Raw genomic sequence first — 16,339 nt, 5'->3', positions numbered from 1 at the left:
CCTTGTTTTAAACCCCCCCCCCAACCCCGGGGTTCGGGTTTTTGGGCCGCCCGCAACCCAGCCCGGCAAAAAATCGGTGCCCCCCCCCCCCCCCGCCCCCCCCCCGGGGGGCGGGCGCTCGACTTCATCACAGGGTTGATTCGTCCACTTCATGTTGGACGACCCGGACGCGCAGAAAAAAGCGCCTGCGGCGGGTCCTTTGTAACCACCATGATGCGGGACCACAGCGACAGGGCGTGCCGGAGACGGTCAATCCGGCCGGCGATGTCGTCGCCGGCGGCGACGGTCTCATTCAGGATCAGCATCGACCAAAGAGCGAGGCCACAGCCGTTATGCTCGAGATCTGGGGACGGCGGCTTGGCGAACGCCGTCTACTCGGCGTTTCTCGAACTCACTGCATGCAAGACCGTGACGAAGCCCTTCACATTGCGGGTCGGGACATAGCTGGCTTCTTGGCGCGCTACCACCGCTAGAGATGCAGACTTCGCCCGACAGCTCCTGCTGGAGCGCGGCTTGGATCTGATGGCAGAATTCTTGCGGAGACGCGGACAAGTGGGGAGCACTCCAACCCTACACACGCGTCACTGGGCTATCAGTGTTGACCGTATAATCTTCGGAATGGCAATGGCATATTTTACAAAGCACGACGGCAATCAAATTATATACCGCAGCTGGGAAGAGCCGGAACAGTCAAGCGCAAGGATGAGAATTTTGGTCCTCAAGCTTGATCATGTCGGCGACTTTTGGATGTCTCTAGGGCCCCTAAAGGACCTTCGTCAGCGTTTTGCGCATGCCCACATTACGCTGGTGGTGGGAAGCTGGAACATCGCTACTGCAAAACAGTTCGACCTCGCCGACGATCACATTGCTTTTGACTTTTTTCCTCGCAACCCAAAAGTCAAAACGCGCAAAGAAGCCGCCGACATAAGGCCGCTGCTGACCGGCGAGTTTGATCTTGCCATTGATATGCGTGTTCCGGAAGAAACAAGGCCCATCTTGCTTGAAGTCCCCGCCAGGCACCGTGCGGCGATAGTTGATCCGTACAGCATGCATCAGATCGATATTGCGATAGCGCCATTCAATCTGAAACTGCGCAGAACCATTTTCTACAAGCTGGTCCAAAAAATAGGGCTTGCTAACAAAATCCCCCGTAGATGGCTTGATTGGTTCATTGACCGTAAGCAGGTGCGTCTCCAGCATGTGTCAGAAATCCTCCTCTTTCTGGTCGCAAAGGCAGCTGCCTATTTCGAAAGCGGAGCGGGTCACCCACAGAATTCGACTACAGGCAATGCCCCGATTGTCGTGGCTCCGTTCTCCAATTCCAGCCTGCGAGATTGGCCGATTGAAAGTTTTGGCAAAGTTGTCGCTGCTCTTTCGACCCGTGGTGAGGTGGTCCTCGTTGGCCGTGGCGAATGCCTGGAAGCGCTTGAGGAGGTTGCGAAGATAGCTAGGGAACGTGGAGCCGCGAACATTCGGACGGCTGTCGACTTGTCAGAATTGGAATTCAATTGTCTCGTGAATTCGGCCGGGCTCGTCGTTTCGAACAATTCAGGCACCGGCCATGTCGCTGCCCAGCTTGGCCGCCCTACTATCGGCATTTTCACGGCGTCACATCTACCGGAGATTTGGGGGTTTCGAGGTCCCTTGGTCAGCATGCTTATGAGTGTTATTGAATGTCGCGGATGTGGTCTGGACCAAGTGCGGCATTGTCCGGTCAAAGTCCGATGCAAGTTCGACATCACGCCGGATCTCGTGATTGCCGAGGTAAACGCCTTGATGAATCATTGTAAGGGTACGGCACAAGCTTAGTGGCTCGCGGTCACCACAACCGCGATTGCCCGGACCGCAGTGGCGATGTCACATTGGCCGACAGGTGGCATAGAGCGGCGCCTGAGAATGAAAGTGCCGCCGCCCAGCCTTCATAGCCGTTCCTCCTTTGTGGCGTGACGGCCCGAAAGTCGCCATCGCGTCAGATGTTTATCAGGTTCGGGATAGCCGGGGCTGGTCCGGCGACAGTCATGGCAGCGACTTCGCTTCTGGACCCGCTCATCCGGCCGCCAAAAACAAATGCGCTTCCTAAGCCGTAATTGATCCGCCGGAGCTGACCAAAGCCACCTTGCTCTGGGTTGCGGCAATGGCGACTGGGGCGAGAAGCCGAGAAGAACCGATGCGGCGAGAAATCCTGAGACCATCCGCCACGAGACGTCGCCAGGGAACGTAGTATTGCGTTCCGCGTTACACTAACGTATATACGTCCGCAGCACAGGAGCGCGCCATGGCCACCACACCCACCAGGAAGGAAGCACCCGTCTCGATGCGGTTTCGCGACGATGATCTCACCATCATCGACCGCGGCGCGGAGCTGCTCGGCCTGTCGCGCACGGAGTTCATGCGGCGCGCCGCGCTGCACGAGGCGCAGGCGGCCATCCTCAACGAAACCGTCATCCGCGTGTCCCCGGAAGCCTATGACGCCTTCATGCAGGCGATCTCAGCCCCGGCCGCTGCGCCCCCGGCGAAGGCGGCCGAGCGGCTGCGTCGGTCCTCGCCCTGGGACCGCTAGGTGGCGCTTTCAGGCATCGAACTCCTCGACCACGCACACCGCCTCGACAGCTTCGATTGCGGCAAGCCGGCGCTCAATGCTTGGCTGGCCGGCTTCGCGCGAACGAACCAGGCCCGCGGGTTTACCCGCGTCCTGGTCGTTCACGACGAGGGAACAGTCGTCGGGTATTACGGCCTCGCGCCGGGCGTGATCCAGCCAAATAGCGCACCGCGCGCCATCCGCACCGGACGCCCGCCCGATCCGATCCCCTGCCTGCTGATCGGACAACTCGCCGTCGACCACCGCTATGCCGGACAAGGCGTCGGTAGCGGCTTGGTCAAGGACGCGCTGTATCGCTGCGTCGCCGGCGCCGACATCGTCGGCGGCCGCGCGGTGGTGGTGCGGGCGATCGACGCCGAGGCAGAGCGCTACTGGCAGAGCTGGGGCTTCATTCCCGCGCGGGACAATCCGTCGGTGCTCATGCGCTCGATCCAGGACGTGAGCCTCTGGCTGGCCGACAAAGGCCACTAGCTCCGCGCGCGTAGCGCCTCCGGAGCGGCAGGTCTGCGCGCCGGCCTGCCGCCGACCGGGCTCTAGTTGCGGCGTCCCGCCGCTCCCCGAGCCGGCTTCGCCGTCTCGGCGTTCGGGTGACCCCTCACGCAGGGCCAGAGGGAGACGGCGGTCAGAGCGAGGGAGCCCTGGAGAGAAGGGAAAGTCATGATGTCGATGATATTCATAGGGGGTTCACGCGAGATATTTGAGCTGCCGGAACCTGCCATCGCTCGGATCCGCCCAATCGTTGTTGCCGTGCACGGCGTGCTGATTGGCGACGCCTCTGGAGCCGATGCCGAGGCGCAGGGCCTGCTCGCGGGCTACGGCTACAAACATGTCGGGGTCTTCCATGCGGCCAAGGAACCCCGCAATGATCTGGGCGACTGGGCTGTACGCCGCCAAAGACCGGGAGATGGCGCGCGCCGATTTTGGGATGATAGTCTGGGACGGCGCATCACCCGGCACGGCCGTCAACGTGCTTCGGCTCGCCATGGCGAACAAGCCGAGGTCATCTACGATCTGGCCAGGGGCAGCATGGCGACTACGCACCATGTCGTCCCGGCGAGAAAGTCGTCATTGTCCGTGAGGGTGACCGCCGCCTCTACGGTGAGAATATTGATCGCCGGCAACTTATGGCGCCTGCCGACCTCAAATTCGTTGAAGTCGTGCGCCGGCGTGATCTTGACCGCGCCGCTGCCTTTCTCCGGATCAGAATACTCGTCCGCCACCACCGCGATCCTGCGGCCGACGATCGGCAGAGGATGAGGTTCTTGCCGACAAGATGCCGGAAACGCTCGTCGTCGGGATGCACCGCCGACCGCCATATCGCCCAGCATCGTCTCCGGGCGGGTCGTCGCCACGGTGATGAAGGTTTTAGGATTTTCCGGATCCAAAACCTCGCCCTCGACGGGGTAGCGGAAATGCCAGAGGTTGCCGTTGACCTCCTGCTGTTCGACCTCAAGGTCGGACTCGCGATCAAGAGCTTCGGGTCCCAGTTGACAAGCGCTTGTCCTTGTAGATCAGGCCTTTCCTTGTAGAGCGTGACGAACACTTCGAGCACCGCCTTGGATAGGCCCTCGTCCATGGTGAAACGTTCTCGGCTCCAGTCGGCCGAGGCCCCCAGCCGCTTCAACTGGTTGAAGATCGCGCCGCCGGATTCGGCTTTCCACTCCCAGACTTTCTCAATGAACTCGTCGCGCGTCAGGTCACGGCGGTGGATCTGCTTCTCCATAAGCTGGCGCTCGACCACCATCTGCGTGGCGATGCCGGCGTGATCCATGCCGGGCTGCCACAGCACGTTCTTGCCGCGCATGCGCTCGAAGCGCACCAGAATGTCCTGCAGCGTGTTGTTGAGCGCATGGCCATGTGCAGCGAGCCGGTGACGTTCGGTGGCGGGATGACGATGCTCAAGGCTTCCGCGCCCTCCTCGGCGCCTGCGCCGACACGAAACGTCTTTTACAAGCGTATTATGTTTTTTTGCGCATAGACCAACGAGTTGAACGGCGGCCCCATGAATCGCCGATGTGTAGGTCGGGCAAAGGCGCCCACCAGCTCGTACTTGTCAAGACGATGCCACCCTTGATCTTGCACCCGCCTCCGATACCAGCGATGCACTGCGTCGTATGCTCATGCCTGTCAGGATGGGATGGGCGCTGCTAGCACCGTGGCAGTTTGACAACCCGGCCATCGGGGCGGTAGCACCGTCCAAGGCCAAGAGTCGCAGGGCAGACCGCACCCCATCGGGCTGCGCGACCCAGACCAGCTGACGCCCAACTGGCACACTCATCGCGCATCGGCACCGTGGGTGCGACATCTACTTTGTTGCGAGCGCGATATCGGAACTTGGTTGTGACGCAGCTGTGCGTAAGCGCACCGCTGTCAGCGAGTGAGTGAGTGAAAGAACTACGTGGTGGAGGTGAGAAGTCATGCGGCGTCAAGATTCCCCGCCCTTTGCGGCAAACACACTGATCCCTCTTCAGAATCCGGTCTTTCGTTCGATCTGGACAGCCACGCAGATATCCAGCCTTGGCTGGCTGGTGCAGAGCGTGGCTATAAGCTGGCTTATGGCAACGATTTCAGCCTCCGATCTGATGGTTGCGCTCGTGCAGGCTGCATCGACACTGCCCGCCTTCTTCTTGTCGATCCTTGCTGGAGCGATTGCAGACAGCTTCAGCCGCCGCGGCGTGATGCTTGCCGGACATTGCCTGATCGCACTGGCATCCACGGCGCTGGCTCTCTCTGTTGGACTCGGCTTTGTCAGTCCATGGCTGATCTTGGGACTGAGTTTCTTGGCGGGATGCGGCTTTGCCTTGAATGATCCAGCCTGGCACGCCTCGGTCGGCGACATCCTGGAAAAGCGCGACATACCCGCTGCAGTGACGCTGATGTCGGTGGGGTACAACGTGGTTCGGAGCATAGGACCGGCGCTGGGCGGTGTAATTTTGGCTTTGCTGGGCCCCCTTACGGCTTTCGCCTTCGCTGCGCTGACCGACCTGGTCCCGTTGAGCGCTGTGCTGCGCTCCAAGTGGCAAGTTCGCTCTTCGCCTCTTCCGCGCGAGCGGATGACGACGGCCATTCATGATGGCATGCGCTTCACGGCAATCTCCTCGGAGATCAGAGTGGCGATCGTGCGCGCAACCCTGTTCGGGCTGTCAAGCATCTCGATCCTTGCTCTGCTCCCCCTCGTGGTTCGCGACCAACTGGCGGGGGGGCCAATTGTTTACGGCGTCCTGTTAGCCGGCTTCGGCACAGGCGCCTTCATCGCGGGCATTGGCAATAGCTACTTGCGACGCATCACGTCCCAAAATCGATTGATCACGCTCGCATCCGTTGCTTGCGCAACGTGTTGCCTTTTACTGGCTCTCACATCATCGGTGGCTGTAGCAGCGATCGCGCTTGCAATCGCTGGCGCAGGCTGGGTTGTCACCTGGACCGGAACCGACGTGTGTGTGCAGTTGGCAAGCCCAAGGTGGGTCGTTGGTCGCACCCTGTCGATCTATTACGCCCTGACCTACGGCGGCATGGCAGCGGGCAGCTGGATCTGGGGTGCTGTCGCGCAGTACTATTCCCTGACGTGGGCTTTGGAAGGTGCTGCAGCGGCGCTGTTGCTGGTTGCAGCCGTGGGAAAGCTATTGCCGGTACGGCTATGGGAGGAATCGGATCAAGGGGCCTTCGACTTCAGGCCACCAGAACTGGCCCTCGATTTGAAGCCCAGGAGCGGCCCGATCGTGATCAAGGTGGAGTACTCGATACCCGAGGAGAATATCGAGGAATTTCTGAGCTGCATGCGCGAAAGGCGGCGCGTTCAGAGCCGTGCCGGTGCGCGGGACTGGACCCTCCAGCGCGATCTTCAGAACTCGACTCTTTGGACCGAGACATTCCGCACGCCGACATGGACGGACTATCTTCGTCTAAACCATCGGCTAACGGTGACTGACAGGGAGGTAGGCGAGCGCCTTGCCGCTCTGCAGGTCGGTGATTCTCCTCCTCGTCTCTCACTTTCGATCGAGCGGTCGACAAGCCCCGCCCCCGGCAGCCAAGTCCAGCCCGTGCCCTTTGTATCGCGCCCGTAAGGAAACCAGTAACTTTTCTGGGTTCGGACACGGGAATGGCCGAGACCTACTCCATCTTTAGTCGGGACTGCCCGGATTGCCATACGTTGCGGTCGGTTAGGCGAGCATGAGGATTTGTGTGGCACGTACGTCCACCACGGGCCCATGTCCAGCCCCACCGCCTCTGCCATCAGATCGGCTTGGGCACGGGTTCAGGTCGCCTGTCCCCCTGCATCGTGGCGAGCAGCGCGAGCAAGGGGCCGAGGGGTCTCCCCGGTCTGCACGGAGCGAAGCGGGCAGACGGAGGAATCCGCCAGCGGCGACTTGCAGGGAGAGGGCCGCGCGCCTCTTTCCCTCCCTCACAAAACGTGCCGCCAAGCACGTTCACGTCGGCGCAGCCGTGCCGCAGAGCCGGCCGCAACAAAGAAGGCCCGCAAGGCGGAAGCATCGAAATGTCCGCCAGCGGGACCAATTCAGTTCGGTGCTGGAGAAAGCGGTTCAACAGGGCTGTCGGGCGAATTGAGAAACTGACCCCCCCTATTGCCTCACCGAGGAATGTTACCGAACGCGATAGGGCCGACGTGGGCCCTTTCTCCATCCGTCGCGGCGGAGGGAGATAGCGGCCAGCTCTTCATCCAACCGCCATCGAGGATGATCAGCCCAGCCATTTCCATGCGCCAGACCTTCACAAGCCGTTGCACCATTCTCAGGTTAGTTTCCTTGAAGCGCGAGGGGTCGATCTTTGTCAGGCGTTGCAACACACTTGCTGCCGAGAGCGCCGGCTCTTCCTCGAGCCATCCCTTGATCTGCGCCTCGAACGGCTCGTACATGCTGGGTCTCTTCGGATAGGGTTTGGTCCGCCGATACGGCCGCCGATGCGTTGGTCGGGTCTCGCCACTCTTCCAGGCCGTCTTCAGATTCGCGGCGAAGCGCTGGAGATCGATAACGGCCGGCTCCTCAATCTTCGTATTCAGGCCACGACGATCGACCCGCCGCCCAAGCTCCTCCTGCGCGGCGCGGATGCCAGCAAACAGCAGCACGGGATCGGCGGTTTCCATCATCGCCTGGAGCCGCTGCTTGTCGGCCTCGGCCACACCCGGATGTGCAAGGACACGGGCCGCAGGCGGAACTGGCGGATGATAGCGCTTGATCACACGAGCGCCGATCCGCGTCTTCTCCTGAAGCTTGAATGACGGTTGGAACAGATTGCCGTAAAGCCGCACGACAGCATAAAGTTTACCAAGCGCGGCCGTCGCCTCCGCGCCGATAAACCGACCATACCCCACCAGGCGACGCACGATGGCGCCATTCTTCTGCTCCACATGCGCCTGGTCATTCTTTCGATAGGCGCGCGAGCGCGTCACTTCCAGTTCCTCACTGCGGCACCAGGAGACGACGAACTCGTTCATGAAGGCGCTGTCGTTGTCGAAATCTACGCCGAGCAGGGGGAAGGGAAAGAACGAGCGGGCCTGCTTGATCGCCACAATCACATTGCCGCTGTCGCGCGTGCGGACCGGAACGCATTCAGTCCACCCCGTGGCAATATCGGTCAACACCATCGTCTGCACAAAGCTGCCGGACGAAGATGTGCCGGAATGCGCCACGAAATCGACCTCGACGTAACCGGGCGGCGGATCATTCCAGTCCCCGAAGGTGCGCACCGGCACCGATCGGCGAACCGCCGAACTCATTCCTGCTCGCCGGCGCTGGCCGCCGCGAGCCACAACACGTACCTCCGCCAAAAGCCGATCTATCGTCGCCGGGCTCATTGTCAGCAGCTTGCCGCGGAGCGCGGCATCGAGCTCCAGCCGGCCATGCCGTTCAAGCGCTGGCAGCAAGACAGGTATCAACGGCCGCAGCCGTTTGGAACACAGCCGCTCCGATGCCTCCCACAACACCACGAGCGCTTCGCGAACATCGCCGCCATAGCGAAGGCTGTGCCTCTTGTTGCCAGGTATCTTCGACGCGCGTTGACGGAGCACTCGGATCGCATGCTTGCGATGATAACCGGTCACCGCGACGAACTCATCGAGGATGAGGCGCTTATCGCTTCGGCTCCCCGATCGATACCGCTCGACAATTGCTTCCACCAATTCCGACCGTGTCGCCATGCTGATCCGCCTTGCCATCCATCCTCCGAATCGGGATGACAACACCTGACCATCCCATTCGGAACAGCGACACTATTGGTAACATTTTGCTTGAGGCAATGCGGGGGTCAAATCCCCACTTCGCTTGACAAGGGCGGCCGTAGGAGCACCAGCATAGCGCCGTCGCCAGGCGCGATGCGGACCGACAGCCCCGACGAAGGGCGCTGATTGATCGACTGAAATTGGATCGGGTCATTTTATCAGCTGAGATAATCCACGAATTTTTTACGATGCTTCAGCGCGCGCCTGGATTTTCTTCATTTAGCTGCAGCGAAGGTCCCGGTGATGCGGTGGAAGCGCACCCGGGGCATCTTGGACCTATTTGATGCAGCCATCCAGGACTGCTGCATTGCCACAGCAGTGGTCACAACATACTAGGCGGGCTTCTGGAGATGAACGCGACGATCGGTCAGACGCTCTTTCATTGGCTGCGGTCGGCGCCAGACGGTCGCGGAGCTTCAAATCTGATCGGGCTCCCGAGCGAATTGCCGTCCTACGAGCATTCGGGACCGATCCCGGCCTACAGGCACGCCTTACTTCGGGCGGCGGATCAAGTGATCCGTGAGGGGAATGCCACGCCGGCATGGCTCGCCAATGACTTCAATGCCAACTGTCGGCAGTCACATCATAAATTAAGCATAGCTCCGCGACACATATCCAAGGTGGCGCACAATCCTGCGAAGAAAGATATCCACTTATCGCCATAAACAGAGGCATGTGAAACATGTAGATCGACTTAAAATATGGCGACAGCCAAAAGTCGTCAGTGCCTCGATAGATAACATATTGTCCCAATTATCACCAATATAATGAGGACGCCTTTGGCGAAATCGAAGCTTAGGTCTCTGGCCTTTGTCCCTTCTGGGCACGGGTCGCGCCCCTTCGAACCGACTGTTTTGTGATTAAGCATCAGACCTCCAGCCGATATCCTGCCGTTACTGCTTCCACTTTGGTTCTAGAGTGGTTCACGCACGGCATCTTCGGATCCCATTCTGGATTGTCGCATCCCAATCCAGCCGGTAATGGAGAGGATGAGGGCCGCAGCACGACACAAGCGGAACAGGCCTGTTCTGGGTTAGAAGGCCCCAATATTTCCATTGAACTTCGTCCTCATCGCCTCAATAGCGGCAGTGCCGCCGCCTGGAATGTAGATCAACCGGAACTCAGGGCTCGCGCCGGCCAACTTCGATTGGTTTCGAATGGTCAAGCGGCGCCGGTCGTTCCATAAGCCTTCCTCAAGAAACGGGCGGTATCCGCTATTCTCTTTGGTCGGTAAAATCGATTGTGTTTATGGAACGCATGCGCACGATGGATACGTGCGCATCAGGCGCACGTGAGTGCCCACGGATAGGATTTTGCTTCGGGGGTCACCGTCCTTTCGTGACTCTTGCAGTGCATGGATGAGGCGGCAATTCCCGCGGTGCAGCACCTTTCGAGCGCGTGCCACAAAATCGCTGGGTTCGACCTGCGCGGCGCTGGGTGGAGATCCGCCTGATCTAAAGCGTCACCATCCGACGGGCAACATCTCACGACGCGCCGGGCAGCTTGGCCAGCATCCGCACTGGCCGATCTTGCGCTGCGTGCGATCGCCTCCTGATAGCATAGAGCAAGACCTTCTTGAAATCGGCCTGTGCCGGCAATTTTGTCGTAAAGCTCATGGTGGCGACTCCCGCACGCGCGCAGGACAGCCGGCAGATCGCGCATCTTGGCGATCCACCCTGCCATTCGGCCCGTCGTTCTTCTTTATTCCAATGGAGATCGTAATCAGGTCCGGACGGTCACGCAGTGAAGTGTTCTCCCTTCGAGCAGCCACGTCGGCGCCGCTCAGAATCTTCGACGAGCGCGCCAGGACAGCATCGATCTGCGCAAATTCTTGCCAGCAGATCGTCCTCACATCATCATGCCCTTGGCTTCAACCGGGCTGGTGCCCTCCCCTTCCCGGCTTTTTGTCCCGACGCTCGGGTCGCGCCGCCCGGCCCGGTCAAGGCCAAAAAATCGTCGCGGGTGAGCGCCCACTCCGGCTTCTGCCAAATATTCGTCGGCGGGTTCGCAGCACCGCGGGCGCACGGGTGAGCTCGTGGGTAGGAGTGCGGATGGAAGTAGGCGATGCACATCGTCATCAGCACCTCAGATTGTGTGAGGTCCACGGCCCGCTCGTTTCCGCCGACGGCGGCGCGGCGGGCGTCGGTATACGCAGGGCGGGTCCGTCGCCTTGGCCTCAGTTTCGGGGCAATGGCAGGCCCCGGTCAGCGCGGCGCCGAGTTGGGCGGAAAGATCGACGGCGCGCAACGCGGGGCTCCTACGCGACGAGCAGTTTTTCCCCCGGTCTGACCCGGCCTCGACTCCAGATGCCGCAATGACCGTCGCGGCCCGGCGCGGTTGATCGGGTCTCATGCCCAAAGCTGCCTCGGTGCCCAGTAGCGGCACCGCATTGCCCCTCCCAGGCGCTGCGCCAGTAAAGCGTCGGCGAGCCAGCATCCGACGGTGCGTTCGAAGCGATCTCATTCGGCGGCCATGATCGCGCCGGTCACCATGCCGCAGCGGAAAGCTGCCGAGCTCGTCTGGCCAGGTCGCTGACCGCCTCGTCGTCGCGGGCGACGACCGAAATCTTCCCCACCGCAGCGAGGTTTCTCCCGTTAGAAGATCCTGAGCGGGATGGGCAGCCAGTTCACGCCCGGCCAACAGCATCCGGCCCGCGGGGCCGACCTCGTCTCCCGGTCGTGTGAGCAGAAGAACATCGCGAAGTGCGGCTTCATCCTCGACGCCGCGAGCCTGCTCGCCGTACCGCGGCCGCCGAAAGCCCTAGGCGCTGTCACCAGGCGCCAGCCCACCTCTCTAGCTGGCGGACCATCGCATCGAGCGCGCCGATGGCCGCACCTGCAGTGATTGCAATGTCCTCATGCGCCGCAACTGTTCGGGTCGGGGGCAGCCCTGCGCAACCAGGCCGGCACCGCCGTCGTCGGCGGGGCTTCCGTGGCACCGGGAAGAGTGCCGTGGTGGCGCAGGAGGGTTTTGGCTCAGAACCATGGAATACGATGAATGACTGGGGCGCTTTTTGTAGACCGAACGATAAGTCTTGCACGACCAGCCATTTATCCCTCGCGAGATCAATGCCGCGGGCAATTAGCAGGCGAACTCCGTCCGGACTGAGTACCCGTTTCAACGCGGGCAAAGAAGTTGTGTAGCCATGTCACGAAATGCTTGGTCCGCTTCTCTGCCGGCCGATGGTCCATGAAATCCCCTCTGCACGCACGACGCCGGAAACCTCCTTGCCGATATGATGCTCAAGCACCGGCCGCCATGGCACCAGCGTGAACTCGCGCGATTTCTCGATGACAGCGTATTTTCCGCCGGCGAGCTCGACGGAGCGGCGGAGCGTGCCTTCTATTCGATCTCCACTCTGGGCTTCAGAATAGGGCAGACCGAGTTCGTTCGACAACTGGCCGGCCACGCGGTTCAACTCGCGTTGGCGCAGCATCGAAAGCATGTTCGCGCGATAGATGACCCGATCCTGGGCTTCATGCGCGAGACCTTGCGCGATCAGCCACTGCTGTCGACGGGCCTGGACCTGACGTACTTCGCGACCGAAGCCAGAGTCGCGCAAGGGCTCAGGATGAGCTGATACGAGCTCCTGGTCGATCCAGGTGGCGCCGTCGAAGCTGACTTGGCTCTCCAGCAGCATTGATGAGAGCTTGTCGACGACAACAGGCTCGGCCCTCGCTCGCTGACGCTCGTAGCCCGCGACGCGGTCGAGATGGTCCGGCGCGATAGTCCATGTGCCGTCCGGCTCGCGCTCGACACCACCGGTCGCCCGGCGGATCGCCTCCAGTCGCCGCACGTGCGTTTCGGCAAAGCGTTCGGTGGCCGACGGGTCATGCTTGAGATGGATATCGATGCTGTAGCGCCCGTCATGGGCCGTGGCGATCTCGGCAATTGTGCGGTCGACTTGCCTTGGCCCGGTGTCCCTCGGCGTGACCCGCACTATGCAGCCCTCTGGCGTCGGTTGGGTGGCCTCGCCTTTGCCGATATCAACATAGTGGCTTTTGCCGTCCACGCCGTCGACGACGAGGTAATGGCGGTCAGTGATTTCGTCGGCCAGGCCGCGCGCAATGATGCGGCCGACGACAGGCTGCATCTGCTCTGCAGATCGATCATGGACAACATAGTCGGCGGCACTGCGGGCGAGCCCCTTGCCGGTCAGTTCGCGGTGCATGGTCTTGATGATGTCGCCCCGCTCGCCGATGCGGCGCAGCGTCGCTTCAAGCTCGCCATCAAGGCGCCAGCGGCCCGAGCCGACTTCCTCAGCCAGACCCATCCGCTCGAGCTTGCGCAGGCGGCCCTGGTGCAGCGTCTGGCGAAACGTGTCTCGGCTGGCCGGTGAGACATGCCCCTCATGGTCGCGCATGCGGAGCAGCTGCCGATCGATGCTGGTGAAGCGTTCCCGCTCCATTTCCTGGCGCAGGCGTTGCTCGATCTCGCGGTCCGTTCTCGGGCCAAGGTCGAGGCTGACCAGCTCGGCCGCCCGTTCACGGATTCCAGACGAGATGTAGTCCCGCGCGATGACGAGGTTTTCGTCGCGGTCGTCCTTGCCGCGGACGATAATATGGGTATGCGGATGACCAGTGTTGAAATGATCGACGGCCACCCAGTCGAGCCTGGTGCCGAGGTCTTCTTCCATCTGCGCCATGAGGCGCCGCGTGAGCGGCTTCAGGTCATCATACTCGATGCCGTCTTCAGGGGCGACGATGAAGCGGAAGTGATGCCGGTCGCCATCGGCACGATCGATGAAGGCCTTGCCATCGACGCGGTCGCTGTCGGCGCTATAGAGCTCGCCAGGCTCGCCTTCGCGGGTGACGCCGTCGCGCTGGAGGTAGCGAAGGTGTGCACGTGCCCCGTCAACACCCTTGCCGGCCAGCTTGACGATACGGGCCTTGACGACGGCGCGCCGCTGCCGAAACGCCGCGTGGGGGTCGCGCGCTCTGAGAACGGCGGCAGCAGCCCCGCCGCGCCCCGCCCGGCTTCCGATGAAGCGGCCACGGCGACCGCTGCCGCCGCCGGCTCGGTTGATCGCGGCGCGGATCTGGCCGACGAAACGCTTGCCTGCCTTCGAGCCGCGCGATCCGATTTTGCCCAGGCTCGGCTTGAACTCTTCATCCTGCATTGAGCCTCCTAGTAATCTTGAGAAAAATCAAAGCTTTGTCGGCAGAAGCTCTCCTGACGCTGAAGGCAGCCTCCATGAAAAACGATGTGCAGACAAAGACTTCGCCGCCTCCAGGAGGCGATGCCCTTTATCTTGCCTTCCGCGGACCTGCCTCCCTGCCCCGCCCGACCCACGGTACCCCTGCCCTCACCTGCGATCCGGCCGGCCTGACCTTGCTCGCTCCGATCCGAGCGGCACCACAATTTGGCCATTCGGATCGGTCGCGGAAACACCGTTTCGCAGGAAAAACAGCGACTGCCCGGACGGGATTTCCGGCGCTTTTCCGGAACGGGATTTGCCGGTGAACGCGTCCATGTCGGCGGCCGAGATCCCCGCAGCCTTGACCTCTTCCAGATATGAAACCGTCTCGCTGGGCAGCGGTCGCCCACGCTGCAAATGCTGTTCGTAGCGGTCCGGCCCAGCGTTATAGGCGGCAAACAGGCCGGGAAAGCCGAAGCGGTCATACATGGCGCGCAGATAGGCAGTGCCTGCCAGAATGTTGTCGCGAGGGTCGTGCGGATCGGCCCCCAGGCCAAGCTCTGCGCGCATCTGCTCATAGGTGCCGGGCATCACCTGCATGAGGCCAATGGCGCCGGCGTGTGACGCGATCGGCCGTCCGTCCACCATTGTCTGCCCCCGGCTTTCGGCATCCATGACGGCATAAATCCAGGGCTGTGGAATGGTGAAACGCCGGCTTGCCTCAGCTACGTAGTGCTGCCATCTTGCCAGCTGCGGACCACGGGAGATGGCGGCCGGCTGAGCGTCGGTCGCGGCGGAACAGGCGCATGGCGCTATCGCGACCATGCCCAGCATCAGGAGGGTTACTCGGTCCATAGCGGCACGAGCCTCCCGGCAATATTTTCGGCCGGCACCGGCCCGAAATAGCGGCTGTCGAAGGAGTGATTTCTATCGTTGCCGAGCAGGAAAAACTCGTCGGCGGCGAGCTTGCGGCAGGCATTCCACCAAGATAGCGGACGGTGCTGCGTGTCGGTTGCCAGCCGGCGCGCGACGATCTCGCCGCCGATGATGATGGCGTCGCCGAAGGCGCAGACATGCTCGCCAGGCAGCGCGGCAAGGCGCTTGACCAGCGGCACATTGCTGGGCAGATAGAAGCGTTCGGCGGCGAGATCGGCGACCGGTTTTGGCGGGCGGACGAGCACCAGATCGCCACGAGCCGGCGATCCGGACGCGAGGCGATAGAGGCCGACCGGCGCACTGGCCGAGGCGTTCCAGACCAGCCAGGGCGATGGGTTGTCGAAAGCGGCGAAGCCGATCAGGCCGAGGCCTATTGTGGCCACGGCGATCGTCTTGCGCGCCCGAACGCGCCGCAGAGGGCTGCCGATCAGACGGATAGTGGGACGCCGGCTCATGAGCGGCCTCCCTCACCGGCCGAGCCGGAATCGTGCCCGGCATCCTCGGGCCTGGTCTCCTGCGCGCGTCCCTTCGACCAGTCGTCGAGCTCGTCGATGTGATAGCGGACATAGCGGCCGTGCTTGCGAAATTGCGGGCCACCGCCCTTGAGCCGCATCTTCTCCAGCGTACGCTGGGATAGCCCGATATAGAAGGCGGCCTGCGCGGTGTTGAGAAACGGACTGCCCTTCTTCGCGCGGGCCGCGCGTTCGTTTTCGTCGTCCATGATGATCCTCGTTTCGTTACGGACAAGCGAAGGCGAGGATCGGCGAGCGAGATCGTTTTGGGGACGGGCGAAGAGTGGGGGGCGAGTTTTCGCCGCCCCTTCTTGAGAAGAGCCCCGCGCCGGGTGCGGCGCGGGGCTCGAGGCTGGCGGTTCAGTCGACGGGGTTCCAGATGATGGCGTATGTGTCGTCGTCATCCTGGCCGGCGGCGCGGCCGAGATTGGCGTAGAGCTTGCGCGGACCGAACTCCGGGGCGGCAATCGACAGGCTCACATAGTCCTTGCCGGAGGTCTCGCCGGTGCGGATCCAGCCGGCCCCTACTTCGACCCCTTGCGTCAGCACCCGGAAGTCGGGATGGGTGTCGGCGCTCTTTGCCTGATTGGGCACGATGTCGATGTCGGCGCGCACGCTGAGCGTCTTGAGCTGGCCCTTGTAGCCGCCGTTTTCCTGTTTGGTGACGTATCCGATCGCGGTCATTTTTAGTCTCCTTTTGGTGCTCGCCGGGGACCATTCCCCTGCGATGGCGGACCGTGATGGGCGCGTCCGGACCGCCGGAACCGGGACGGCCGCAGCGATAGCGGAGGACCCGAGCGGACAGCTTTTTTGAAGCGAAGCGGCGCGAGGAAGCCGCCGCAGGCGGCGGGGAAAAAAGCTGCTGGCGAGGGTTTCGGGCGGGCCGGATCCGCCCATAGGTCGTCAAGCCAGCCGCAGGG

Annotated in this window: 12 protein-coding genes and 4 pseudogenes; 5 read left to right on the top strand and 11 right to left on the bottom strand. The window is 62.0% G+C overall.

From position 1 onward, the window contains the following. Nucleotides 1-149: 149 nt before the first annotated feature. Nucleotides 150-305, bottom strand: coding sequence for a hypothetical protein (locus NKH90_RS28815; RefSeq protein WP_352493109.1), 156 nt, complete (start codon nt 303-305; stop codon nt 150-152). A 319-nt stretch (nt 306-624) separates the two neighbouring features. On the opposite strand from NKH90_RS28815, the gene NKH90_RS28810 reads away from it, so the two are divergent. The 3 genes from NKH90_RS28810 (at nt 625) to NKH90_RS28800 (ending at nt 3,070) form a co-directional block, all read left to right on the top strand. After that, nucleotides 625-1,809 carry a glycosyltransferase family 9 protein gene (locus NKH90_RS28810; RefSeq protein WP_352822435.1) on the top strand — a complete coding sequence of 395 codons (1,185 nt, stop codon included), beginning with the start codon at nt 625-627 and terminating at the stop codon, nt 1,807-1,809. A 466-nt stretch (nt 1,810-2,275) separates the two neighbouring features. Further along, nucleotides 2,276-2,560: a type II toxin-antitoxin system TacA family antitoxin gene (locus tag NKH90_RS28805; RefSeq protein WP_352493107.1), complete on the top strand. Its 285-nt coding sequence runs from the start codon at nt 2,276-2,278 to the stop codon at nt 2,558-2,560. After that, nucleotides 2,561-3,070 carry a GNAT family N-acetyltransferase gene (locus NKH90_RS28800; RefSeq protein ID WP_352453588.1) on the top strand — a complete coding sequence of 170 codons (510 nt, stop codon included), beginning with the start codon at nt 2,561-2,563 and terminating at the stop codon, nt 3,068-3,070. Nucleotides 3,071-3,283: 213 nt separating this feature from the next. Here the strand turns inward: NKH90_RS28800 and NKH90_RS28795 are convergent, their stop codons facing one another. Together NKH90_RS28795 and NKH90_RS28790 are read right to left on the bottom strand one after the other, a co-directional pair. Then, nucleotides 3,284-3,592 carry a hypothetical protein gene (locus NKH90_RS28795; protein WP_352690169.1) on the bottom strand — a complete coding sequence of 103 codons (309 nt, stop codon included), beginning with the start codon at nt 3,590-3,592 and terminating at the stop codon, nt 3,284-3,286. A gap of 56 nt (nt 3,593-3,648) precedes the next feature. Further along, nucleotides 3,649-4,504: pseudogene (locus tag NKH90_RS28790) on the bottom strand (class I tRNA ligase family protein); the annotation flags it as partial. A gap of 512 nt (nt 4,505-5,016) precedes the next feature. Here NKH90_RS28790 and NKH90_RS28785 point away from each other — a divergent pair. After that, nucleotides 5,017-6,663 carry an MFS transporter gene (locus NKH90_RS28785; RefSeq protein ID WP_352508099.1) on the top strand — a complete coding sequence of 549 codons (1,647 nt, stop codon included), beginning with the start codon at nt 5,017-5,019 and terminating at the stop codon, nt 6,661-6,663. Between the two features lie 524 nt (nt 6,664-7,187). On the opposite strand, the gene NKH90_RS28780 is transcribed toward NKH90_RS28785, so the two are convergent. Further along, a complete protein-coding gene (locus NKH90_RS28780; protein ID WP_352822432.1) occupies nt 7,188-8,771 on the bottom strand; it encodes an integrase catalytic domain-containing protein in 1,584 nt (527 codons plus the stop codon). Between the two features lie 395 nt (nt 8,772-9,166). Between NKH90_RS28780 and NKH90_RS28775 the strand changes: the two are divergent. Further along, nucleotides 9,167-9,415: pseudogene (locus NKH90_RS28775) on the top strand (hypothetical protein); the annotation flags it as partial. A gap of 55 nt (nt 9,416-9,470) precedes the next feature. Here NKH90_RS28775 and NKH90_RS28770 read toward each other — a convergent pair. The 7 genes and pseudogenes from NKH90_RS28770 to NKH90_RS28740 all read right to left on the bottom strand — a co-directional run. Further along, nucleotides 9,471-9,702 (bottom strand): annotated as a pseudogene (locus tag NKH90_RS28770) (acyltransferase family protein); the annotation flags it as partial. A gap of 1,180 nt (nt 9,703-10,882) precedes the next feature. Beyond that, nucleotides 10,883-10,996, bottom strand: a pseudogene (locus tag NKH90_RS28765) (SMC-Scp complex subunit ScpB); the annotation flags it as partial. Between the two features lie 986 nt (nt 10,997-11,982). After that, entirely contained in the window at nt 11,983-13,953 is a 1,971-nt protein-coding gene (gene rlxS / locus NKH90_RS28760; protein WP_352822430.1) for a relaxase/mobilization nuclease RlxS, read from the bottom strand. 186 nt (nt 13,954-14,139) lie between these two features. Then, a complete protein-coding gene (locus tag NKH90_RS28755) occupies nt 14,140-14,826 on the bottom strand; it encodes a lytic transglycosylase domain-containing protein (RefSeq protein ID WP_352706966.1) in 687 nt (228 codons plus the stop codon). Next, entirely contained in the window at nt 14,814-15,362 is a 549-nt protein-coding gene (gene lepB, locus NKH90_RS28750; RefSeq protein ID WP_352822428.1) for a signal peptidase I, read from the bottom strand. The genes NKH90_RS28755 and lepB overlap by 13 nt, the downstream gene beginning before the upstream one ends. Continuing rightward, nucleotides 15,359-15,628 carry a helix-turn-helix transcriptional regulator gene (locus tag NKH90_RS28745; RefSeq protein WP_023679653.1) on the bottom strand — a complete coding sequence of 90 codons (270 nt, stop codon included), beginning with the start codon at nt 15,626-15,628 and terminating at the stop codon, nt 15,359-15,361. Before NKH90_RS28745 ends, lepB begins: the two co-directional genes overlap by 4 nt. Nucleotides 15,629-15,779: 151 nt before the next feature. Next, a complete protein-coding gene (locus NKH90_RS28740; RefSeq protein WP_023672372.1) occupies nt 15,780-16,103 on the bottom strand; it encodes a DUF736 domain-containing protein in 324 nt (107 codons plus the stop codon). Nucleotides 16,104-16,339 lie beyond the last annotated feature (236 nt).

The organism is Mesorhizobium sp. M0898, assembly GCF_040319695.1.
Taxonomy (GTDB): Bacteria; Pseudomonadota; Alphaproteobacteria; order Rhizobiales; family Rhizobiaceae; genus Mesorhizobium.
This window is presented reverse-complemented; position numbering and strand designations above follow the sequence as displayed.